This is a genomic window from Candidatus Nitronauta litoralis (assembly GCA_015698285.1).
GTDB lineage: Bacteria > Nitrospinota > Nitrospinia > Nitrospinales > Nitrospinaceae > Nitronauta > Nitronauta litoralis.
This window is the reverse complement of the sequence record CP048685.1, coordinates 191,263-209,078: the sequence shown is the minus strand read 5'-3', so window position 1 is coordinate 209,078 and position 17,816 is coordinate 191,263. Positions and strand designations below refer to the sequence as shown.

At 47.8% G+C, this 17,816-nt stretch carries 17 protein-coding genes; 11 read left to right on the top strand and 6 right to left on the bottom strand.

The window, feature by feature from the left end; translation table 11 throughout:
- The first annotated feature begins 20 nt into the window (after window positions 1–20).
- The 6 genes from G3M70_00915 to sfsA all read left to right on the top strand — a co-directional run bounded on the left by G3M70_00915 (window position 21) and on the right by sfsA (window position 5,600).
- The gene (locus G3M70_00915) at window positions 21–500 is read left to right on the top strand and encodes an NADH-quinone oxidoreductase subunit I (GenBank protein ID QPJ63662.1); all 480 of its coding nucleotides are present in this window, start codon (window positions 21–23) and stop codon (window positions 498–500) included.
- Between the two features lie 103 nt (window positions 501–603).
- Entirely contained in the window at window positions 604–1,152 is a 549-nt protein-coding gene (locus G3M70_00910; GenBank protein ID QPJ63661.1) for an NADH-quinone oxidoreductase subunit J, read from the top strand.
- 1 nt (window position 1,153) lies between these two features.
- Window positions 1,154–1,453: an NADH-quinone oxidoreductase subunit NuoK gene (gene nuoK / locus G3M70_00905; protein ID QPJ60524.1), complete on the top strand. Its 300-nt coding sequence runs from the start codon at window positions 1,154–1,156 to the stop codon at window positions 1,451–1,453.
- Between the two features lie 3 nt (window positions 1,454–1,456).
- Entirely contained in the window at window positions 1,457–3,328 is a 1,872-nt protein-coding gene (gene nuoL / locus G3M70_00900; GenBank protein ID QPJ60523.1) for an NADH-quinone oxidoreductase subunit L, read from the top strand.
- Window positions 3,329–3,347: 19 nt separating this feature from the next.
- A complete protein-coding gene (locus tag G3M70_00895; GenBank protein ID QPJ60522.1) occupies window positions 3,348–4,868 on the top strand; it encodes an NADH-quinone oxidoreductase subunit M in 1,521 nt (506 codons plus the stop codon).
- A gap of 42 nt (window positions 4,869–4,910) precedes the next feature.
- Window positions 4,911–5,600, top strand: a complete 690-nt coding sequence (gene sfsA / locus G3M70_00890) for a DNA/RNA nuclease SfsA (GenBank protein QPJ60521.1) — start codon at window positions 4,911–4,913, stop codon at window positions 5,598–5,600.
- Window positions 5,601–5,607: 7 nt separating this feature from the next.
- On the opposite strand, the gene G3M70_00885 is transcribed toward sfsA, so the two are convergent.
- Window positions 5,608–6,090, bottom strand: a complete 483-nt coding sequence (locus G3M70_00885; protein ID QPJ60520.1) for a hypothetical protein — start codon at window positions 6,088–6,090, stop codon at window positions 5,608–5,610.
- 351 nt (window positions 6,091–6,441) lie between these two features.
- Here G3M70_00885 and G3M70_00880 point away from each other — a divergent pair, with 351 nt between their 5' ends.
- The 3 genes from G3M70_00880 to G3M70_00870 are packed head-to-tail and all read left to right on the top strand — an operon-like array spanning window position 6,442 to window position 8,899.
- Window positions 6,442–7,155, top strand: coding sequence for a class I SAM-dependent methyltransferase (locus G3M70_00880; GenBank protein ID QPJ63660.1), 714 nt, complete (start codon window positions 6,442–6,444; stop codon window positions 7,153–7,155).
- Between the two features lie 22 nt (window positions 7,156–7,177).
- Window positions 7,178–7,576, top strand: coding sequence for a hypothetical protein (locus G3M70_00875; protein ID QPJ60519.1), 399 nt, complete (start codon window positions 7,178–7,180; stop codon window positions 7,574–7,576).
- Window positions 7,577–7,636: 60 nt separating this feature from the next.
- Window positions 7,637–8,899: a tetratricopeptide repeat protein gene (locus G3M70_00870; GenBank protein QPJ60518.1), complete on the top strand. Its 1,263-nt coding sequence runs from the start codon at window positions 7,637–7,639 to the stop codon at window positions 8,897–8,899.
- Window positions 8,900–8,967: 68 nt separating this feature from the next.
- Here G3M70_00870 and G3M70_00865 read toward each other — a convergent pair whose 3' ends face one another.
- Window positions 8,968–11,004, bottom strand: coding sequence for a multicopper oxidase domain-containing protein (locus G3M70_00865; GenBank protein QPJ60517.1), 2,037 nt, complete (start codon window positions 11,002–11,004; stop codon window positions 8,968–8,970).
- Between the two features lie 23 nt (window positions 11,005–11,027).
- Here G3M70_00865 and G3M70_00860 point away from each other — a divergent pair, with 23 nt between their 5' ends.
- Window positions 11,028–11,600 (top strand): hypothetical protein, encoded by a 573-nt coding sequence (locus G3M70_00860; protein ID QPJ60516.1) that lies wholly within the window; start codon window positions 11,028–11,030, stop codon window positions 11,598–11,600.
- On the opposite strand, the gene tgt is transcribed toward G3M70_00860, so the two are convergent.
- From tgt to G3M70_00845, 3 genes are read right to left on the bottom strand one after another with little or no spacing between them, the layout of a single operon-like run.
- Window positions 11,542–12,648 (bottom strand): tRNA guanosine(34) transglycosylase Tgt, encoded by a 1,107-nt coding sequence (tgt, locus tag G3M70_00855; protein QPJ60515.1) that lies wholly within the window; start codon window positions 12,646–12,648, stop codon window positions 11,542–11,544. The genes G3M70_00860 and tgt overlap by 59 nt on opposite strands.
- Window positions 12,649–12,653: 5 nt before the next feature.
- Complete coding sequence (locus tag G3M70_00850) at window positions 12,654–14,402, bottom strand: hypothetical protein (GenBank protein QPJ60514.1); 1,749 nt, start codon at window positions 14,400–14,402, stop codon at window positions 12,654–12,656.
- 14 nt (window positions 14,403–14,416) lie between these two features.
- Window positions 14,417–15,631 carry an acetylornithine transaminase gene (locus G3M70_00845; GenBank protein ID QPJ60513.1) on the bottom strand — a complete coding sequence of 405 codons (1,215 nt, stop codon included), beginning with the start codon at window positions 15,629–15,631 and terminating at the stop codon, window positions 14,417–14,419.
- 70 nt (window positions 15,632–15,701) lie between these two features.
- Here G3M70_00845 and G3M70_00840 point away from each other — a divergent pair, with 70 nt between their 5' ends.
- Complete coding sequence (locus G3M70_00840) at window positions 15,702–16,469, top strand: ComF family protein (protein QPJ60512.1); 768 nt, start codon at window positions 15,702–15,704, stop codon at window positions 16,467–16,469.
- Window positions 16,470–16,487: 18 nt separating this feature from the next.
- On the opposite strand, the gene G3M70_00835 is transcribed toward G3M70_00840, so the two are convergent.
- Entirely contained in the window at window positions 16,488–17,813 is a 1,326-nt protein-coding gene (locus tag G3M70_00835; GenBank protein QPJ60511.1) for a sodium:proton antiporter, read from the bottom strand.
- Window positions 17,814–17,816 lie beyond the last annotated feature (3 nt).

Genomic DNA, 17,816 nt, shown 5'->3' with positions numbered 1-17,816 from the left:
ACAATATGATTAACGCCGTGATGAGTGGTGCCAAGAATCTGTTAAAGGGACTGGGCGTTACTTTCCGGAATATGGTGTCCAAGCCGGTCACCATTTGTTATCCGGAAGTGAAACGGGAAATGCCTACGCGTTATCGGGGTCGGCATTTTTTAAACCGCGACGAAAACGGGTTGGAACGCTGTATTGGGTGCAGCCTGTGTTCGGTGAATTGTCCGGTTGGCTGCATTCACGTTGTGGCTGCTGAAAACGATCCGAAAAACCCGACCTCCGCCGGAGAGCGTTATGCAGAGACTTACGAGATCAATCTGCTGCGTTGCATCTATTGCGGATATTGCGAGGAAGCCTGCCCGGTAGATGCGGTGGTTCTGCGCGAGCATTATGAACTGGCCGACTACGATCGAGGAAATTACATAGCAGAGAAGGATGATCTTCTGGTGTATCCGGAACCGAACCGGTTCCGTGTAAACTTTCTCGGCAACACGGAAGTGATGAAGTCCTGACTAAATGAAAACAACGGTGTGCTGTTAAAAAACTTTTTGGAGTGTTGGGCAATTAATGTTCGATTTATTTGAAAAATACTGGAACGCTGAGTGGGAACCTGGGATGGTTTTTGATCTGTTCAACCAGGGATTGACCCTCGGTGTGGGCATGACGGCGATCCTGGCTGCACTTGGAGTGGTGATGTGTTCTTCACCAATATACAGTGCCCTTTATCTGATCGGACACATGGTATGTCTTGCGCTTCTTTTTCTGCTTTATAACGCAGAGTTCATCGCTGCAGTGCAAGTGGTGGTTTATGCCGGAGCCGTGATGATCCTGTTCCTCTTTATCATCGCTTTGCTTGGCGCAAAAAAAGAAGACTTGAAACTGACCGATATCACCTTTGAAAAATTTCTTGCAGGGTCTTTTGTTGGAACCTTGTTTTGTGAATTGTTGATGACCCTGGCGGTTGGAGAGACCAGGCCGGTTCTGGGTGAAATGACCCCTGAAAAACTGGAACAGATTGGCAGTGCCAAGGCTATCGGCCTGACCCTGTTTTCAAAGCATTTGATTCCCTTCGAGCTGGCGTCGATTCTTCTGTTGGTCGCGACGGTGGGGGTTATCTGCCTTGCCAAATTTCAAGTAAAACCGATTCGTCGGAACACGAGGTAACATGGGCACAACGTTTATCCTGTTCGTGAGCGCTTCCATATTCTCCATCGGGGCGGTGGGCTTTCTTATCCGAAAGAACCCGCTCGTGATGTTCATGTGTGTTGAGTTGATGTTGAATGCTGTCAATCTGGTTTTGGTGGCGTATTCGAAATTTTTACAAGCCATGGACGGCCAGGTTTTTGCACTCATTATCATGACGGTCGCTGCGGCCGAAGTGGTGGTAGGGCTTGCGATCATCCTGACCATATTCCGGACCCGGCACGAACTCAACGTCGATCAGATCGACGTGTTGAAAGGATAATCTTTGTTCTCCCTCGCCTGGCTCATTCTAATCCTTCCCATGCTCGGGTTTATTTTCCTGTCCTGGTACGGGGATCGCTTGCCCAAAACCCTGGCAGGTCTTATCGGTTGCGCCACGGTTGGGGCGTCCTTCCTGGTAACGCTTTTAATGCTGGCGGGATTACTGGTTAAGAACCCGGCAGAACGAGTTGGCAACCTGCAGGTGGCCTATAACTGGCTTCATATGGAATCGTTCAAGCTGGATCTGGCCATTCTGGTGGACCCCCTTTCCGTGTTCATGTTGATTATCATTACGGGTGTCGGGTTTCTGATCCATGTGTATTCCATGGGCTATATGAAGGATGACCCGGAGTATGCGCGGTTCTTCTCATACCTGAATCTTTTTATTTTTTCGATGGCCCTGTTGGTACTGGCGGCGGATTTCTTTTTCCTGATTGTTGGCTGGGCAATGGTGGGACTGGCTTCCTACCTGTTGATCGGTTTCTGGACTCATAAAACAAGCGCTGTCCTTGCAGCCCGTAAGGCGTTCGTCATGAACGTGATCGGTGATGTGGGTATGGTGATCGCTGCCTTCATAATTTTCGAGAATTTTGGCAGCATTTCGTACCTGGAAGTTTTTGCCGCAGCTCCATCAAAATTCATGGAAAACGATGTGACCATTCTTTTGATCACATTTTTCCTGCTGGTCGGAGCTTTTGCCAAGTCGGCTCAGATTCCTCTGCATACCTGGCTGCCGGACGCGATGGAAGGTCCGACCCCTGTCAGTGCACTGATTCATGCGGCTACCATGGTTACCGCGGGAGTTTACCTCGTTGCCCGCTGTAATGTCCTTTACATGCTGGCACCTTATACCCTGTTTCTGATTGCGTCGGTTGGTGTTATCACCGCCCTGTTTGCCGGGGCCATGGGGATGGTGCAATACGACATTAAACGGGTCATCGCCTATTCCACGATGAGTCAGCTGGGTTATATGTTTCTCGCAGTGGGTGTCGGCGTATTTTCCGTTGGCATGTTCCACCTCATGACGCATGCATTTTTCAAAGCGTGCCTGTTTCTTGGAGCGGGAAGCGTGATCCATTCCATGCACGAAGAGCAGGACATCCGCAAAATGGGCGGCCTGGCACAACCCATGCCGATGACATTTGCGACATTCCTGATTGCCTCGCTGGCGCTCTCGGCTTTTCCGCTGACGGCAGGTTTCTATAGTAAAGATGCCATCATCATGCATTCCTACTTTTCCGACTATGGCAATTTTGTTTTCTGGGGACTTGCCATCCTGGGTGCAGGGATGACGGGCTTTTACACGTTTCGACTTTTCTTTTATACGTTCCTTGGCAAATCACGCACGCCCGATGCACATCCACATGAATCCCCAATGGTGATGGTGGGGCCTCTGATTATCCTAGCCGGTCTTTCACTTGTTGCGGGACCCATGGCAGGCTGGGTGGACGGGTTTCTGGCACCGGTGTTCGGTGGGGATGTGCCACACGCACCTCATGATGGCTTGATGGAAGCGGCTGCCATAACAATTTCCTTGCTTGGGATTGTTTCGGCTGTTGGTCTTTACCAGACGGGCAAAAATAATCTCGAATTCGCCAAGACGATGGGAGCACCCCTTTACGATCTGATGTACAACAAATTTTATGTGGACGAGTTGTATGACCTGCTCCTGGCCAAGCCGATGCGTGTGATCGGAAAATTTCTGGAACAGCGTGCTGAACGCGAAGGCATCGACATGGCAGTGGATATGGTTGGGGATCAGGTCCGCGAAGGTAGTCAGCAAATCAGTTTTCTGCAGTCGGGTAAGGTTCGCTGGTATGCCTTCAATACAGTTGCCGGGCTCATTCTGGTGCTGATTTTTGTGATTTTCCTATAACAGGAGCTCAAACAGTTTCATGTTGTCTCTGATAGTATTCATTCCATTGATCGCAGGTCTTGTGCTTATTTTTATGCGCGGTTTGGAGCACGATAAGGTCGTCCGTATAGCTTACGGTTCTGCGGGCACCGCTTTTGTGCTCTCGTTGATAGCGTTAGTGGGATACGACTTTCATCACGGCGACATGCAGTATGTAGCGTCCATTGTCTGGGTGCCCATGCTCGGCATCACCTACACGGTTGGTGCTGATGGTATCAGTCTGTGGCTGGTTGTACTGACGGCGTTCCTGGGAATCCTGGCCATCAACAGTGCCCGTAATCAGAAGCAGAATCCCCAGCAGTTTCTGGCATTGATCCTCATGCTGCTTGCCGGGACTCTGGGTGTATTCGTCGCTCTGGACACAATCCTGTTCTACGTTTTCTGGGAATTGATGCTGGTGCCTACCTACTTCCTGATCGGGTTGTGGGGAGAAGAAAACCGGGTGTACGCTACCACCAAATTTGTGATCTACACCCTGGTAGGTAGTCTTCTCATGCTGGTTGCAATTGTCTGGATCACAGTAATCCATTATGAAGCAACCCATGTGGTGACCTTTGACATCCAGACTCTGGTGCACACCCATATACCGACTGATATTCAATGGTACCTGTTCGGATTTTTCTTCCTGGCGTTTGCTATCAAGGTTCCTATCTTCCCGTTCCATAGCTGGCTGCCTCACACATACGTGGCGTGCCCCATCCCGGTACTGGTTTTATTGACCGGTGCGATGTCGAAGACGGGGGCCTATGGCCTGATCCGTTTCTGTCTTCCACTGTTTCCAGAAGCCGTACATGATTTCTCATTGTGGATCGGGGCCATGGCGGCTGGAGGTATTATTTACGGAGCCTGGATTGCAGTAGCGCAGCGTGATATCAAGGCGCTGGTAGCCTATTCAAGTATCAGTCATCTGGGTTTCATTGTGCTGGGTATTTTTTCCGGCAACGATCAGGGGATGAGTGGAAGTGTCCTGCAAATGGTCAACCACGGAATTATCGCATCAGCCCTGTTTCTGATTGTCGGAATGCTGGAAGAGCGGGTTGGAACACGCAACCTCGACCAGTTTTGCGGTCTCAAGAAACATATGCCCATGCTTTACGCCATGTTTATGTTGATCACGCTTGCAGCTCTTGGTCTGCCCGGGTTGAACGGTTTTGTTGGGGAGTTTTTAATCCTGATGGGAGTCTGGACTTCGCATGCCTTAAGCGATATGGCTGTCCTGTTCGTTCTTGGTGCTGGGCTCGCCATTGTCTTTGCTTCTGTTTATATGCTTTATATGTTTCAGGGAGCCATGCAGGAGTCCACTATCAAGCTGCCAAAAGACATGAAGGACATCGACCGTCGTGAGCAGGGTTTGCTGATTCCTGCCTGTATCCTGGTGGTGTTTCTTGGATTATTTCCCAGTGTGGTGGTGGACCGTGTCGAACCGGTTGCCAAGCACGTCCTTCATATCGAAAAAACTGAAAACCTGCCGACCCATTCCGATGGACACGGCGGGCACTGACTCCCTTTCTTTTGTTTCTTCTACCTTCCGCATAATTTCCCAATGAAATTCGGCGACACCATTGTGGACGGTGTGTTTCTAGAGCGTCCCAATCGATACCTGGCGCGGGTTGAAATCGATGGCGAGGAAACCCTCGCGCATGTCCCGGATCCGGGGCGCCTGCCGGGACTGATGATTCCCCAACGCAAAGTCCGTTTGATCCACAAACCAAGCGAAACCCGAAAAACACAATACACCCTGGCACTGGTGCGGCATGGTCGTATCTGGGTCAGTGTGTATCCTGTATTCGCAAACACTCTGGTTAAGGATGGATTGACACGAAATAAAATAGGCTGTTTTGGTGAATTCGATTCCTTTGCGTCCGAAGTCAAGCACGGAGGAAGCCGGTTCGACTTTTGCCTGGAACAGGGAGGGAAGGAAACTTACGTTGAAGTTAAGTCGGTGAGCCTTGTCGAGGAGACTGTTGGAAAGTTCCCCGATGCCCCGACCGAACGCGGCCGTAAACACGTTGAGGAATTGATTCAGCTGAAACAAAAGGGATTTGGAGCGGTGGTGTTGTTTGTGTCTCAGCGCAGCGATACCCGGTCGATTACCTCAAATGACCCGATAGACCCAAAATTCGGTGAGGCATTGAGACGTGCACAAAAAGCGGGTGTAAAACTATTCGGGATCAATTGTAAAGTGACCGCCTCTTCCATCTCACTGGACCAGAATATTCCGTTAGAAATTTAAAAATGGGTTATTCGCTGAACACACTCAGGTTGGGAATCAGGTTCCATACTCCATCCGATTTCATAACCCAGCGCTGTTTGACCACTTTTGTTTTCACTGAAACGCTGGGAGACATGACGTATTCGTAGCGGATGGCAACAATCGCCTCGTCAAAATCACCTGCAGGATTTCCACCGGTGTTCTGGACAAGGGCTCCGCTTTTTTTGAATACAACATTGAGCACCTGGCTGTCCACAAAACTAATCCGGTTGAAAATTTCTTTTACCTGAGTGAGGTATTCCGCTTTCATGTTGTGTTCCACCCACATGGCTCCAGCCCTGTCAGACCGGGATTCAAACTCGTTGTTGTAGAGTTTCATGATACGGTCCAGACTTTCAAAATCCTTTTCGTGGTCTTTCGGGAGCATACTGCAACCTGCGAAAAGCAGGATAAAAAGCAAAGCAAAAGTCGTTTGTCGGAACTTCCATGCAAAGGGGCGGGAACATTTCATGGTCTGACCTCGTGTGGTAAGATGAAGCCTCCCGTTATTGAGGGTTGAAAGGAACAGAGTTTCGGGTGGCTTGCTGGCCTCTGAATTTTGAGGAATGCTGGGTCTTGACGACTTTCAGGAAGCCGCAACATAGCGGCCAGCTATGATATTGGAATTATAAGCAATTTGTGAATCCGCCTCAAGGCCGAGACCAGAGCTCACTAAAAAAACTTGCCCAATTTAAAGAAAACATCCAAACGAAAAGAACACCGTAAATCTGGCCCGAAAAAAACAGTGCCCTCTGCAAACAAGGCGCGGGAGGGTAATGCGGCCTGGGATCAGGCTGCGCGCTGGTACGATGCGCTGGTCGGCATGCAGGGAAGCGAGTATCAGCAGTCGCTTGTTCTTCCGGGAGCCCTGAAACTTCTGGATCTCAAGAAAAATGAAAAGGTCCTGGATGTGGCTTGTGGACAAGGGGTTTTCTGCCGGTATCTCAATGATCGAGGACACAAGGTGGAAGGTCTGGATGTATCATCAGCCTTGATCGACGCTGCCCGGAGACGTTCCCCAAAATCGATTTCGTTCCATCATGCTGATGCAGGGGACCCGAAAGCCCTGAAAGGTGATTCTTTCGATGCGGTGTCCTGCCTCCTGGCGATGCAGAATATTGAGCATCTGGACCCGGTATTGAAAAACATCAAGCGTTGGCTCAAACCCTCGGGACGTTTTGTCATGGTTGCCACGCACCCATGTTTTCGTATACCCCGGCAATCCCATTGGGAGTTTGATGAAATAAAAAAAACACAGTACCGGCGTGTAGACCTTTATTCCTCGGAGACAGAAATTCCAATAGTGACGCCTCCGAAGAATGGTGCTCGGGGTCACACAACGACCTATCACCGACCTCTGCAATCTTATTTTGAGTCCCTGGCAAGTGCGGGCTTTGCAGTCGACAGGCTGGAAGAATGGACCTCGGGCAAAACCAGTGAACCGGGCAAACGTGCCAAAGCGGAAAACAGGGCGAGGCAGGAAATTCCTTTGTTTCTTGCTTTACGTGCAATTCCAGTAAACCAGGAACAGGATTGAAAATTTAAAAATAGAGAAATTAATGAACCAAAAACGCAGCTACACCTATGAATTAATGGATGGCCAGGCCCTGTTGTTTACCGTGAAACGATTGTTGGCAGAGGGAGGTGCCGGTTGGCAGGAGGTTGGCGACCTGATGCCCCAGGGCCATGTGGAGTACAAGCCGCAGCGGGTGGCTCCGTTGAAATCCGGTTACAATTTTCAATACCAAAAAGCGGGGCTGAATCTCACATTGTATTTTCCTGAAGAAGCGTTCAATCGTCTTTTGGATATTTTGGATAAAGAGCGTGTTCCTCAATTGAAGTCAGCATTCCAGAAGGCGCTTCCTGAACGATCAGGTTATGTAATTGCCGATTTCAAAATCCGCGGAATTCTCGAAGACCCGGGGCTGGAAGAAAATTCTTCTGCTCGGGAGGAGTAGGGGCTTACAATATATAGATATAGGCAGATATTTTTAGAATATAAACGCTAAGATCCTATAATGCCATTTTCCAAAATAAAAGAAGAGGTCTCCCAGTTTTATTCTAAGGCAACAAAGACCGGAGAAATCCCTGGCAGAGAATATCATGCCATTATTATGATGCGAGAAATTCAACCCTACGTTTCTGATATAGATGGTTATTGGTTTAATTACGGTTTTTATTTAAATAATGTTGGTCTAGTTCAAGAGGCGATCAATGCTTTTATTAAATCCTTAGAATTCAATTTTGCAGGAATTCACTGGCCTGCTTATGCAATACTAGGAAAGTTATACTCTGAAACCAACCAAAGGTTGGAAGCAGATCATTGGTATGATTTAACGATAAAAGAGAATTCCCCTGTTGCTGGTACTTGTTGGATTTTAAAAGGCTCCAATTTGTCAATGTTGGGGGATTTTGAACGAGCCAAAGAGTGTTATGAGAACTCATTAAAGGATATTTCCGGAGAATGTGATAAAGATGAAGCATTGTTTAATTTGGCAAATATTTGCTGCATTAAAGGAGATTATGAAAGGGGGCTGGAATTTATTAAAAGATCCTACTCTATAGATCCAGAGGTCAAAAGAACCAATAGGTTATTAAACGATGTTGAAAGTCTGATTAATTTTGAGTTAAAGAATCAGAAGTTTAAAACAAAGGATGCAGTTAAATCCAAATTTGATTTGGCCGACGAGTATATAAAGAAGGAATGGTATTTTTGTGCACTGGAAACCCTTAGGGAATATCAAAAACAAATTCCAAAAAACCCTAAAATATGGGAGCGAATGGGAGTTTGTATGATTAATGTCGGCATGGGAAGAGAAGGGAGAAAGGCTCTGAATATGGCATTGGAATATTCCGATGGCGCAGAACAAAAAACGATATATTCAACCATGGCTGAGCTATGTATGGATTTTGGCAGTCTCTCTGAAGCGGATAAATGGTTTGAGAAAACAATTTTATGTCAGGGTTTTGTTGAAGATTGGGTTTTTTTTAGACGGGGAGAATGCCTTGCTAAAATGGGTAAATATATAAAAGCCAGAGAATGTTTTGAACAGTCTATCGATTGCGAAGGTAGTTGGGTAAACCCAGATATGAAATACTTGAGTGTGGGTTTGATGTTTCGAAATGAAGAGAGATTTGAAGATGCAGTTTCAGCATTGAGGGAGGCTTTACGGCTGAACCCAAAAAATGAAAAGGCAAAGGAAGCATTAGATGGCCTTTCTGGAATCGATAAAACTATTGAATATGCGAAACAAGAATGTGAAAGAATAAAAAGTCTGTGATATGCGCATATTGATGATATCTGGTTAACAATGGGCCTTGATTGATGGTGACACATTGTGTTTGAGACTCAAAACCGAAAACGTAATCCCCCACCTCCGCCAAAGTCTGAGTGGTATTGCCCGACCAGAAACAGGTTTTTTCCCAGGCGAACATTTGTCCCAGCGACCCATTCCTCCTCTGTTTCTGTGTCGTATTCGAAATCTCCGAACAACTCGACTCTGGGGGTCAATTGAACCGATTGCTCCAGTGTGATTCGAAAATCACCTTTGTGGTCTATACGCAATGCACTCCAGAAATTAAAAGGTAGAAGATAGCGTAAACCAAGAAATCCCATTACATTGTCATCGGTCAGATTGACCCCGCTGAATATAGTGAAAAACCGGTTGAAGTATCGATCGTAAGTTAGTTCAATATCGAAATCGGTCCCAAGGGTGTTCTGCCAACCGGTTTCCCAGGTCACACTGAATATATTGTAGGTATTGCTGGCGACGGCTATTCCGTCTGTCATGTGCGATTGCGCCGTGGCATTGATCCAGAAAAACCACGGGTCTTTGAAAAGCTGGTGACGAATCGCTTCGATGTCGGCATCAAGAGGTTTGTCTTGATAACGAACCACCCGTGCCATGCCTGCCTTGGCGTGGTAAAGCACGTGGCAGTGGAAAAACCAGTCCTCGTATTCATCCCCTTCAAACTCGATGATTCGCGTTCCACCGGGTGGTACGTCGATGGTGTGTTTCAGAGGTGCCCTGTCACCTTTTCCGTTGATGACGCGGAAGAAATGACCGTGCAAGTGCATGGGATGGTGCATCATGGTTTTGTTGTGGATAATAAAGCGGATATTTTCTCCATGTCGGATGCGGATGTCGTTGTCAGCAGAAAGGATCTCTCCGTTCATGGACCAGACGAATCGGTCCATGTCCCCGGTCAGATTGAGAACCACTTTTCTCAGAGGCCTTTTGCGGGAAGGGGTTGTTGACGTTTTTGACTGAAGTTGGTCATAAGGTGCCATTGGACGCTTGTCCATTAAAGCATGTGACTTGTTCATTGGAGTGACCATTTTTGAATGGTTCATGTTTCCTCCCGACATCAGCACCCGGTAGAAGTCCGGTTTGGGGACATCCGTTGTCTGTTTACGCTTTCCATTTCCAATGAATACGGAGGCGAACCCGCTTCCATCCTGTGCTGTAGCCCGAAACTCGTAGGCACCGTTTTCGGGAACGGTCAGGATTACATCGTAGGTTTCGGCAATGGCCATCAGGAAGCGGTTGAGCTGAACGGGTTTGACTTCAATACCATCAGCGGCAACCACTTGCATGGGACCTCCCGCATACTGCAGGTAGAAATAGGAAGCCGCCGCCGCATTTACCAGTCGCAACCGGATGGTCTCACCGGGTTGCGCCGGAATCGTATACTCAGGTTTGCCATTCGCCAGAAACCGTTCGTAGGCCACATCAGAAAGGTCCATGGCAGGCATTCGACTCCAGCTTCGTTTGAGGAAGTTGCTCACAGCTCCCTTTTGCATGGCACCCCAAACAGACTGAAGTGTGTTTTTTTTAAAGCTGTAGTATTCGTTGCCGCTTTTCAGGGTACGCATTACTTCTTCCGGGTTTTCATTTGTCCAGTCAGACAATACGATGACCTGATCGTGATCCGTTTTCAATGTTTCACCTTCTTTAGGTGTGATCACAATAGAGCCATAGATTCCTTGCTGTTCCTGCAAACTGGAATGGGAGTGAAACCAGTAAGTGCCCGATTGTTTGATCGGAAATTTAAAATTTACCCTTTGCCCCGGCTCAATCGGTGGATTGTTCACAAACGGGACTCCGTCCTGACGGTTGGGAAGCAGAACACCATGCCAGTGAATAGAAGTGGATACTTTCATATTATTTTGGATGCTGATAATGGCAAAATCACCTTCCTTAAACCGTAGAGTGGGACCGGGAATTTTCTGATTGATGGACATGGCTTGAACCGGTTGTCCTGAGATATTTATTTTCTTGTAATCAATTGTGAGGTGGTAAGAGACAGTTCGGGCCTGTGTTGGGGAAATCAGTAAAAGGTAGCAAACCAGGCTCAAAACAGATGATCGTATAAAGAAATTCATAACTGACCTCATTAAAGGGCACATTGACAACAATGCGCACGACGTCACAGACCTTTCATAACGGCTGCTCCGTTTTTTTTGGATTTTGCAGGCAAAAAGATTCCACATCAAACAGCTTGGCTGTTACTTCTTATGCAAAAACCAATCGCTTAGAAGAGCATGCCAATAGTGCACTTGAATTTTTACCTGTGGGTGATGAAAAACAGGAAAGAGGTCAGGCTTTGGGAGGCGGGGAGGCGGGTTGGATGGGGAGTACTTCCATTTCCTGTACGACAATTTTCAGGGGAATCAGTTCAGGAAAGATTTTTTCTGTCCCCTGTATTTCTGGAATAACAGCGGCGACACAGATTTTGCACGAAACCTGTTGTTGGCAATCAGAGAAGTCCATTGAAGCCATCGCGGTAGAAACACCGGGCAGGAGAAGGCTTCCAATTACGACAATTGCCATTAAGGCAAAGGACAGGTTAATTTTTGAAAATTTCTGCTTCATTGAATTTCCTATTCTTTTTTCAGATTACCTCTGTTGGAAAAACAATGTCAAATCGGATTTTTTATTTCCTGCGGGTAACGCCAGTCTATGGGCCTGTCTTCTCTGATGGCCTCCCGAATACGTTCCATCCAGTTCAGGAAAAAGGCTACGTTGTGCAGAGTGTTGAGCCGATATGCCAGAATTTCATCGGCCATGAACAAATGACGCAGATAGGCCCGTGAATAATTCTGGCAGGTTTCGCAGGCGCATTCCGGATCCAGTGGGCTCGCGTCTTCCTTGTGGATGGCGTTTCTGATATTCACTTTCCCCTGCGAGGTGAACAAGGTTCCGTTTCTCGCGTTGCGTGTGGGCATCACGCAATCAAACATGTCGATGCCCATGAGAGTGCAGGCCATCAAATCGTCCGGTGGTCCTACTCCCATCAGGTAACGCGGGGCATTTTCTGGGAGGAGGGGAGCAGTGAATTCCGCCATTTCCAGCATGATTGACTTTTCTTCGCCAACGCTCAATCCACCGATTGCGTAACCGGGAAAACCGACTTCAACGGTTCGTTCCACACTTTCACGCCGGAGTTCAGGGTGCATACCACCCTGGACAATTCCGAACAAGGACTGGCCTTCCCGTTGAGGAACTTCTTTGCAGCGTTTTGCCCATCGCGCTGAACGTTCCAGCGAATCACGCGCGACTTTTAAGTCTGCATCGTGCGGTGCAGGTTCATCCAGCACCATGGCAATGTCTGACCCAAGAGATTGCTGGATTTCGATAGAGAGTTCCGGGGTTAACAGATGGGAAGACCCATCGAGGTGTGATTTGAAAGTGGCTCCCTCTTCATTAATCTTCGCAAGAGTGTTGAGGCTGAACACCTGGAATCCGCCACTGTCTGTAAGTATGGGACCTGCCCAGTTCATGAACTGATGAAGGCCGCCGAGTTTGCGAACCGTGTTGTGTCCCGGTCGTAAATACAGGTGATAGGTGTTGCCCAGGATGATCTGGGCACCACAGTCTTTGACTTCACGGGGAGTGAGTGCCTTAACGGTAGCCTGGGTTCCGACGGGCATAAAAATGGGTGTGTCAATCTCGCCGTGAGGCGTGATGAGCTTTCCCAGTCGCGCACGGGAGTGCTTGTGCTTTTTTATCAGTTCAAAACGAATCACGTTGTTTAGGAAATACCTGGAAGATTTTTGTCTGAATTTTCAGGAAGGTTTAATGCCAATTGAGAGACCGGAATCTTGAGATCGTTTTCGTTGCAGATGATGACCAGCGTGTTTTGAATTTTGTTGAGAATTTCTACGTATTGTCCGCCCAGCCGACCGTCCAGATCTATCAGGAACTTTAGGATGAGAGAGCTTCCGCTGGCGTGGTCAAAAGCGATTTCAATGTTTTTTATGTCGGGTTTGTCCGTTTCCAAATGCGAAGCCAAATGTTTGCGTAATCCATTTTGAAATATTTCAGGAATTTCGCTACAAATTTTTGATTGCAGGCTGTAGTCGAGTCCGAATTCTATTTCATACCGAAATCCTCGGGAAATATTTCGCGGGGTGAGGGATAGAAATTCCTGGGTCGTATAGGTTTTTCGGGTATCACCTTTGAGAGTCAGGATCACTTGTTCCATTGTCTGTGTTTCGATTTGTCCGTAGGTATTGTCTGCAAGTAAAACCCAGTCATCCGGTATTGTCGGGAACCAGGGTTCGTCGTCAACCACGGGGCGTGAATGCAGCCCAACAAGGTCTCCGACAGGAAGCTGCACCATGCCTCCCTGCAGGCTGTCATTGGTCAATGTTGCTTGCAGACCAATACTTTCCACCAGCCAGGGTACACCATTCCAGATCAGCCGTTCGTGCTCTTTTACAGTACCAAGGTTCATGGCAAGGCGTACTTCCTGGAACATTCTTGGAATGAGCTGGCGGGAAGCCCATGCGACCGCGATTAGAAAAAGAATGACGATACTAAGAAGCAGCCAGTCATTCAGGATGTAAAGCGTGACCATACTGGAGATGATGCAGAATAGCAAAACCAGAATGCTGTAAATGGTCATCAGGACCTTGTTCATCCAGGGTGGAATATTGAGAATATTTTTTTTCCCGGAGAACAAAACCCGGAAACGCATCAAAATCCACCAGAGCCCCAGGAAAACAGCGATGGTGATGAGAAGGTTCCGGCCTCGCGATTTAAAAAACTGCTGAATCGCTGTTGTGGCCGTGTCCATCAAGGGGGCGGTGTTGGCGGTTTCAATTCGGAGGGCGCGTTGGGTTTCTTTTAGGTTTAAACGCACCAACTCCGGGTCATACTTCTTTTTGAGCTTCTGGAGGTGTTGTTGATAAGCCTGGATTTGTTCAGGGGAGCGATCTTTATCATTTGCATTGGCGGCCAGAAGCGATTGGATGTTCTTGCGGGCGGCCTCTACCTGGTGCAGTCGGTTAGACAGCGTTTCTATTTTTTTCTTCAGGCGTTCGATCCTGCGGGGTTTGGCCGTGACATCGCTCAAGGCATCCAGCAAAGGTTTGGTTATGGCTTGAATCTGATCGAACCATTCCTTGTCGCCTTCTTTAGCGGCATTCAGATCGTCGGTCTGCATGCGTGTTGCAATGTTCTCAAAATTTTTATTGATACCATCGAGTCTTAAAAGAAGCTCTTCCTTTTTCTCCTGTATCCGTTTGGTGGCTGGCAATCGGCTTAATTCTTCCAGCTCTTTCCAGGTGGCTTCTGATTGATTAGACAGTAGCAATAGAATGGACTGGATATTTTTACTCGAACTTGAGGCCGAAGGCTCTTCCTGGGATGTGTCTGGCTGATCTTCCTGGGCGAAAGATGGAAGTGGAGAGAGCAAAGTAAGTGCAAACGCGAGCACTGCAGGGGCCAGGACCACAAAATTAACATTGAGTTTTTGGAGAATATTTTTCAATACCATACTGTTACCAATCGTTAACTGGAGCCGGTCTCTTTCATTACTTTTGAAATACTTTTTTCAAGGATAGTGATTAGTTTTGAAATATCCTGACGTGTAACAATCAAGGGGGGAATAAACCGTAAGGTGTTTGGTGCGATCGCATTGACAAGTGCTTTGTGTTTAAGGCATTCCCCGGCTATTGCAGGTGAGGGCAGTGTGAGATCCACGCCGATCATTAATCCCTCCCCCCTGATTTGTTTGATGACAGGATAGCGTTTCCCCAGTTTCTTTAGTTCGTCCTGAAAAAAGTCGCCTTTGCTGCTAACCTGTTTGAGAAATGTTTTGGAGGAAACAATTTTCGTGACGGCTAAAGCGGCGGCACAGGCCAAAGGGTTGCCTCCAAAAGTGGTTCCATGGGTTCCGGGTCCAAGAGAGGCCCCCAGTTCATCTGTCGTGAGCATGGCTCCAATCGGCATACCGCCACCAAGCCCCTTGGCTAATGTCATGATGTCGGGTTTTATTTTCATTCCCTGGTGAGCAAACAGTTGGCCTGTTCTCCCCATTCCAGTTTGCACCTCATCCAGGATAAGCAGCACCTTTTTTTTGTTGCAAAGTTTTCTCAGGTTCTGGAAATAACTTTTGCTGGCGGTGTTGACTCCAGTTTCGCCTTGTAACGGTTCGATCATCACGGCGCAGGTTTTCGAGGTGATGGCTTTTTCCATTGCCTTTATGTCAGCAAAAGGAACATGCTTGAAGCCGGGGAGCATGGGGCCGAAGCCAACTTTCATTTTTTCCTGCCCGGTAGCACTGAGAGCCCCGAGAGTTCTTCCATGAAAAGAAGCGAGAGTGGTGACGATTTCTATTCGTTTTTTCTGGCCCCGATCGAACATCACTTTGCGGGCGAGTTTGATAGCCGCTTCGTTCGCTTCTGTGCCGCTGTTACAGAAAAAAGCTTTGTCGGCAAAACATGAACGAGTGAGCTCCCGCGCCAGTTCAGCCTGGGGCGGGATATGATACAGGTTGGACACATGCATGAGTGTCCCGACTTGTTTTTTGATTGCCTTGACAACTTCGGGGTGGCAATGGCCCAGGCTGTCTACCGCGATGCCTGCCACAAAGTCGAGGTATTTGTTGCCGGACTCATCCCAGACGTACATGCCTTTCCCTTTGGAAATGGCAATGGGAAACCGCTTATAGTTTCCCAGCAGGTGTTGGTCGGATAATTTTTTTACTGAAAAATTCGTGGCCATGTTGGTCTTTAAAAACAGATGTTATTAAATTCGATATACTGCACCGGAATATTTTGCTCGGGAGAATCGAGTGGGATCCATTATAACCCGATTTGAAAACCTAAAAAGTTTGGCTTCTTTAAAAGAAGGCTTTTTAAACCTGTTGTTTCCTCGTCCTTGTGTGTTTTGCGGATTGGACCGACAGGGTGCTGGGGCCTGCCTTTGCGGTCCCTGCCAGGAAGCCCTTCATTTAATCCGGCAGCCCTGGTGCGGTGTTTGCGGCTTCCCTGCAGAAATTGATTACTCGGTTCCTGAAGACAACTTTATATGTGCCCGATGTCGATTGGAACAGCCGCCTTTTGACAGGGCTCGTTCCGTGGTTATGTATGAATCCGCTTTTAAAGGGCTGATGGCTTTCTATAAATATCAAAAGCAGCCTGGAGCCCTGGATGAAATACGCAATCTGTTAACGACCTTTTATTCTGATCATTCTGAAATCTACAATGACTTAATCGTTGTTCCCGTGCCACTTCATCAAAACAAATGCCGGTCCCGGGGATTTGACCAGGCGGTAATGTTGGCCCGGGAAGTGGCTGCTGTTTTCAATTTACCGTTAGACGCAGGTGTCGTAACACGAAATCGTGACACGGAGTCACAAACCAGAATGAGCCGGAACAAGAGAATAGAAAACATGCGCGGTGCGTTTGAAATACAGGATGCCAATTCGATCGAGGACCGCAGAGTATTATTAGTCGACGACGTGATGACAACTGGGGCAACTGTAAGCGAGGTGTCCCGGATACTCAAAAAAGGGGGAGCCCGGTGGGTGGAGGTACTCACCCTTGGCCGGGCCCCATGATGCAGATCATATTATTTTTTAAGTTCTTATGGACCCGGTCACCATCCACCAGGCGAAAATACTGGCGGCATAACCCAAAGCAATCGCCCAGGCCCATTTAAAATGCGACATAAAAGTGTAGTTTTTCTTATCCACACCCATTACGGCAACTCCGGCTGCAGAACCTACCGACAATAAACTACCCCCGACACCACAGGTCAGTGTTATGAGCAGCCATTGGTCGAGCCCCATGGTGGGGTCCATCTTGAGGACTGCGTACATGACAGGAATGTTATCCACTATGGCAGACAACACACCAACGATGATGTTGGCAGTCGTTGGACCCAGATCGACATAAAGTGTTTCACTGACCAGGGCCAGGTAACCCAGGTATTGCAAGGCACCTACTGCGCTAAGGACACCGAAGAAAAACAGCAACGTATCAAATTCGACTGTTTCAATGCTTTTAAAAATATCAAAGGTGTGACTGACCTCTTCCTGATGGTCTTTAGGAATTCCCAGGGAATCAAGATGTGATCTGTCACCCCAGCGTTTAAGGTAGTAACCGAAGAGCATGAGAACACCGAGTCCCAGCATCATCCCCATAAAGGGTGGTAGATGCAGAAACTGATGAAAACTGACAGCTGTCGCAATCGTCGAGATACCGAGCACAATCACTACCTTGGCTCCCGGTTTCATGGTGACTTTTTCTTTAGTCACTTCCGGGTGTTCGTCCGGTAGAAACATATACATTATGGATGCCGGCACCAGCCAGTTGACAATTGAAGGGATCATTAAATATGCGAATTGCATTGTCGGGACCTTTTCGGCCGTCCAGACCATCAGGGTTGTGATGTCGCCAAAGGGGCTCCAGGCTCCGCCGGCATTGGCTGCTACCACGATATTTGTGAAAGACATGGAAATGAATCTGCCATTACCTCCACTTACCGCCAAGGCAACGGTTGCAAGTAAAAGTGCTGTGGTCAAGTTGTCGGCTAGCGGAGAAAGGAAGAAGGCGATTGTTCCGGTTGCCCAGAACAGTTTTTTGAATCCCATCCCCCGTGACAACAGCCAGGTACGGAGAGTATTGAACACATTGCGTTCTGCAAGTGTGTTGATATAAGTCATGGCAGCAAGAAGAAAGAAAAATAACTCTCCAATTTCTGCTATCAATTCAACGATATACTCATGGGCATGTCCTCCACTGTGGCCGTGTTCATAAATCCCGATGAACATCCACATGAGGCAGCCTGCAACAATGACAGGTTTAGACTTCCGTAAATGAATATGCTCCTCTGCAATAACCAGTGAGTAACTGAAAATGAAAATAGCCAAACAGAGGAATCCGACCCAGGCTGTGGTCATTCT

Bases quoted from the DNA above. Each gene is read 5' to 3' on its own strand.
- G3M70_00895 (QPJ60522.1), top strand. From the start codon at position 3,348: ATGTTGTCTCTGATAGTATTCATTCCATTGATCGCAGGTCTTGTGCTT.
- G3M70_00880 (QPJ63660.1), top strand. From the start codon at position 6,442: ATGCAGGGAAGCGAGTATCAGCAGTCGCTTGTTCTTCCGGGAGCCCTG.
- sfsA (QPJ60521.1), top strand. From the start codon at position 4,911: ATGAAATTCGGCGACACCATTGTGGACGGTGTGTTTCTAGAGCGTCCC.
- G3M70_00870 (QPJ60518.1), top strand. From the start codon at position 7,637: ATGCCATTTTCCAAAATAAAAGAAGAGGTCTCCCAGTTTTATTCTAAG.
- G3M70_00885 (QPJ60520.1), bottom strand. From the start codon at position 6,090: ATGAAATGTTCCCGCCCCTTTGCATGGAAGTTCCGACAAACGACTTTT.
- nuoK (QPJ60524.1), top strand. From the start codon at position 1,154: ATGGGCACAACGTTTATCCTGTTCGTGAGCGCTTCCATATTCTCCATC.
- G3M70_00865 (QPJ60517.1), bottom strand. From the start codon at position 11,004: ATGAATTTCTTTATACGATCATCTGTTTTGAGCCTGGTTTGCTACCTT.
- G3M70_00845 (QPJ60513.1), bottom strand. From the start codon at position 15,631: ATGGCCACGAATTTTTCAGTAAAAAAATTATCCGACCAACACCTGCTG.
- G3M70_00850 (QPJ60514.1), bottom strand. From the start codon at position 14,402: ATGGTATTGAAAAATATTCTCCAAAAACTCAATGTTAATTTTGTGGTC.
- G3M70_00915 (QPJ63662.1), top strand. From the start codon at position 21: ATGAGTGGTGCCAAGAATCTGTTAAAGGGACTGGGCGTTACTTTCCGG.
- G3M70_00875 (QPJ60519.1), top strand. From the start codon at position 7,178: ATGAACCAAAAACGCAGCTACACCTATGAATTAATGGATGGCCAGGCC.
- G3M70_00835 (QPJ60511.1), bottom strand. From the start codon at position 17,813: ATGACCACAGCCTGGGTCGGATTCCTCTGTTTGGCTATTTTCATTTTC.
- G3M70_00910 (QPJ63661.1), top strand. From the start codon at position 604: ATGGTTTTTGATCTGTTCAACCAGGGATTGACCCTCGGTGTGGGCATG.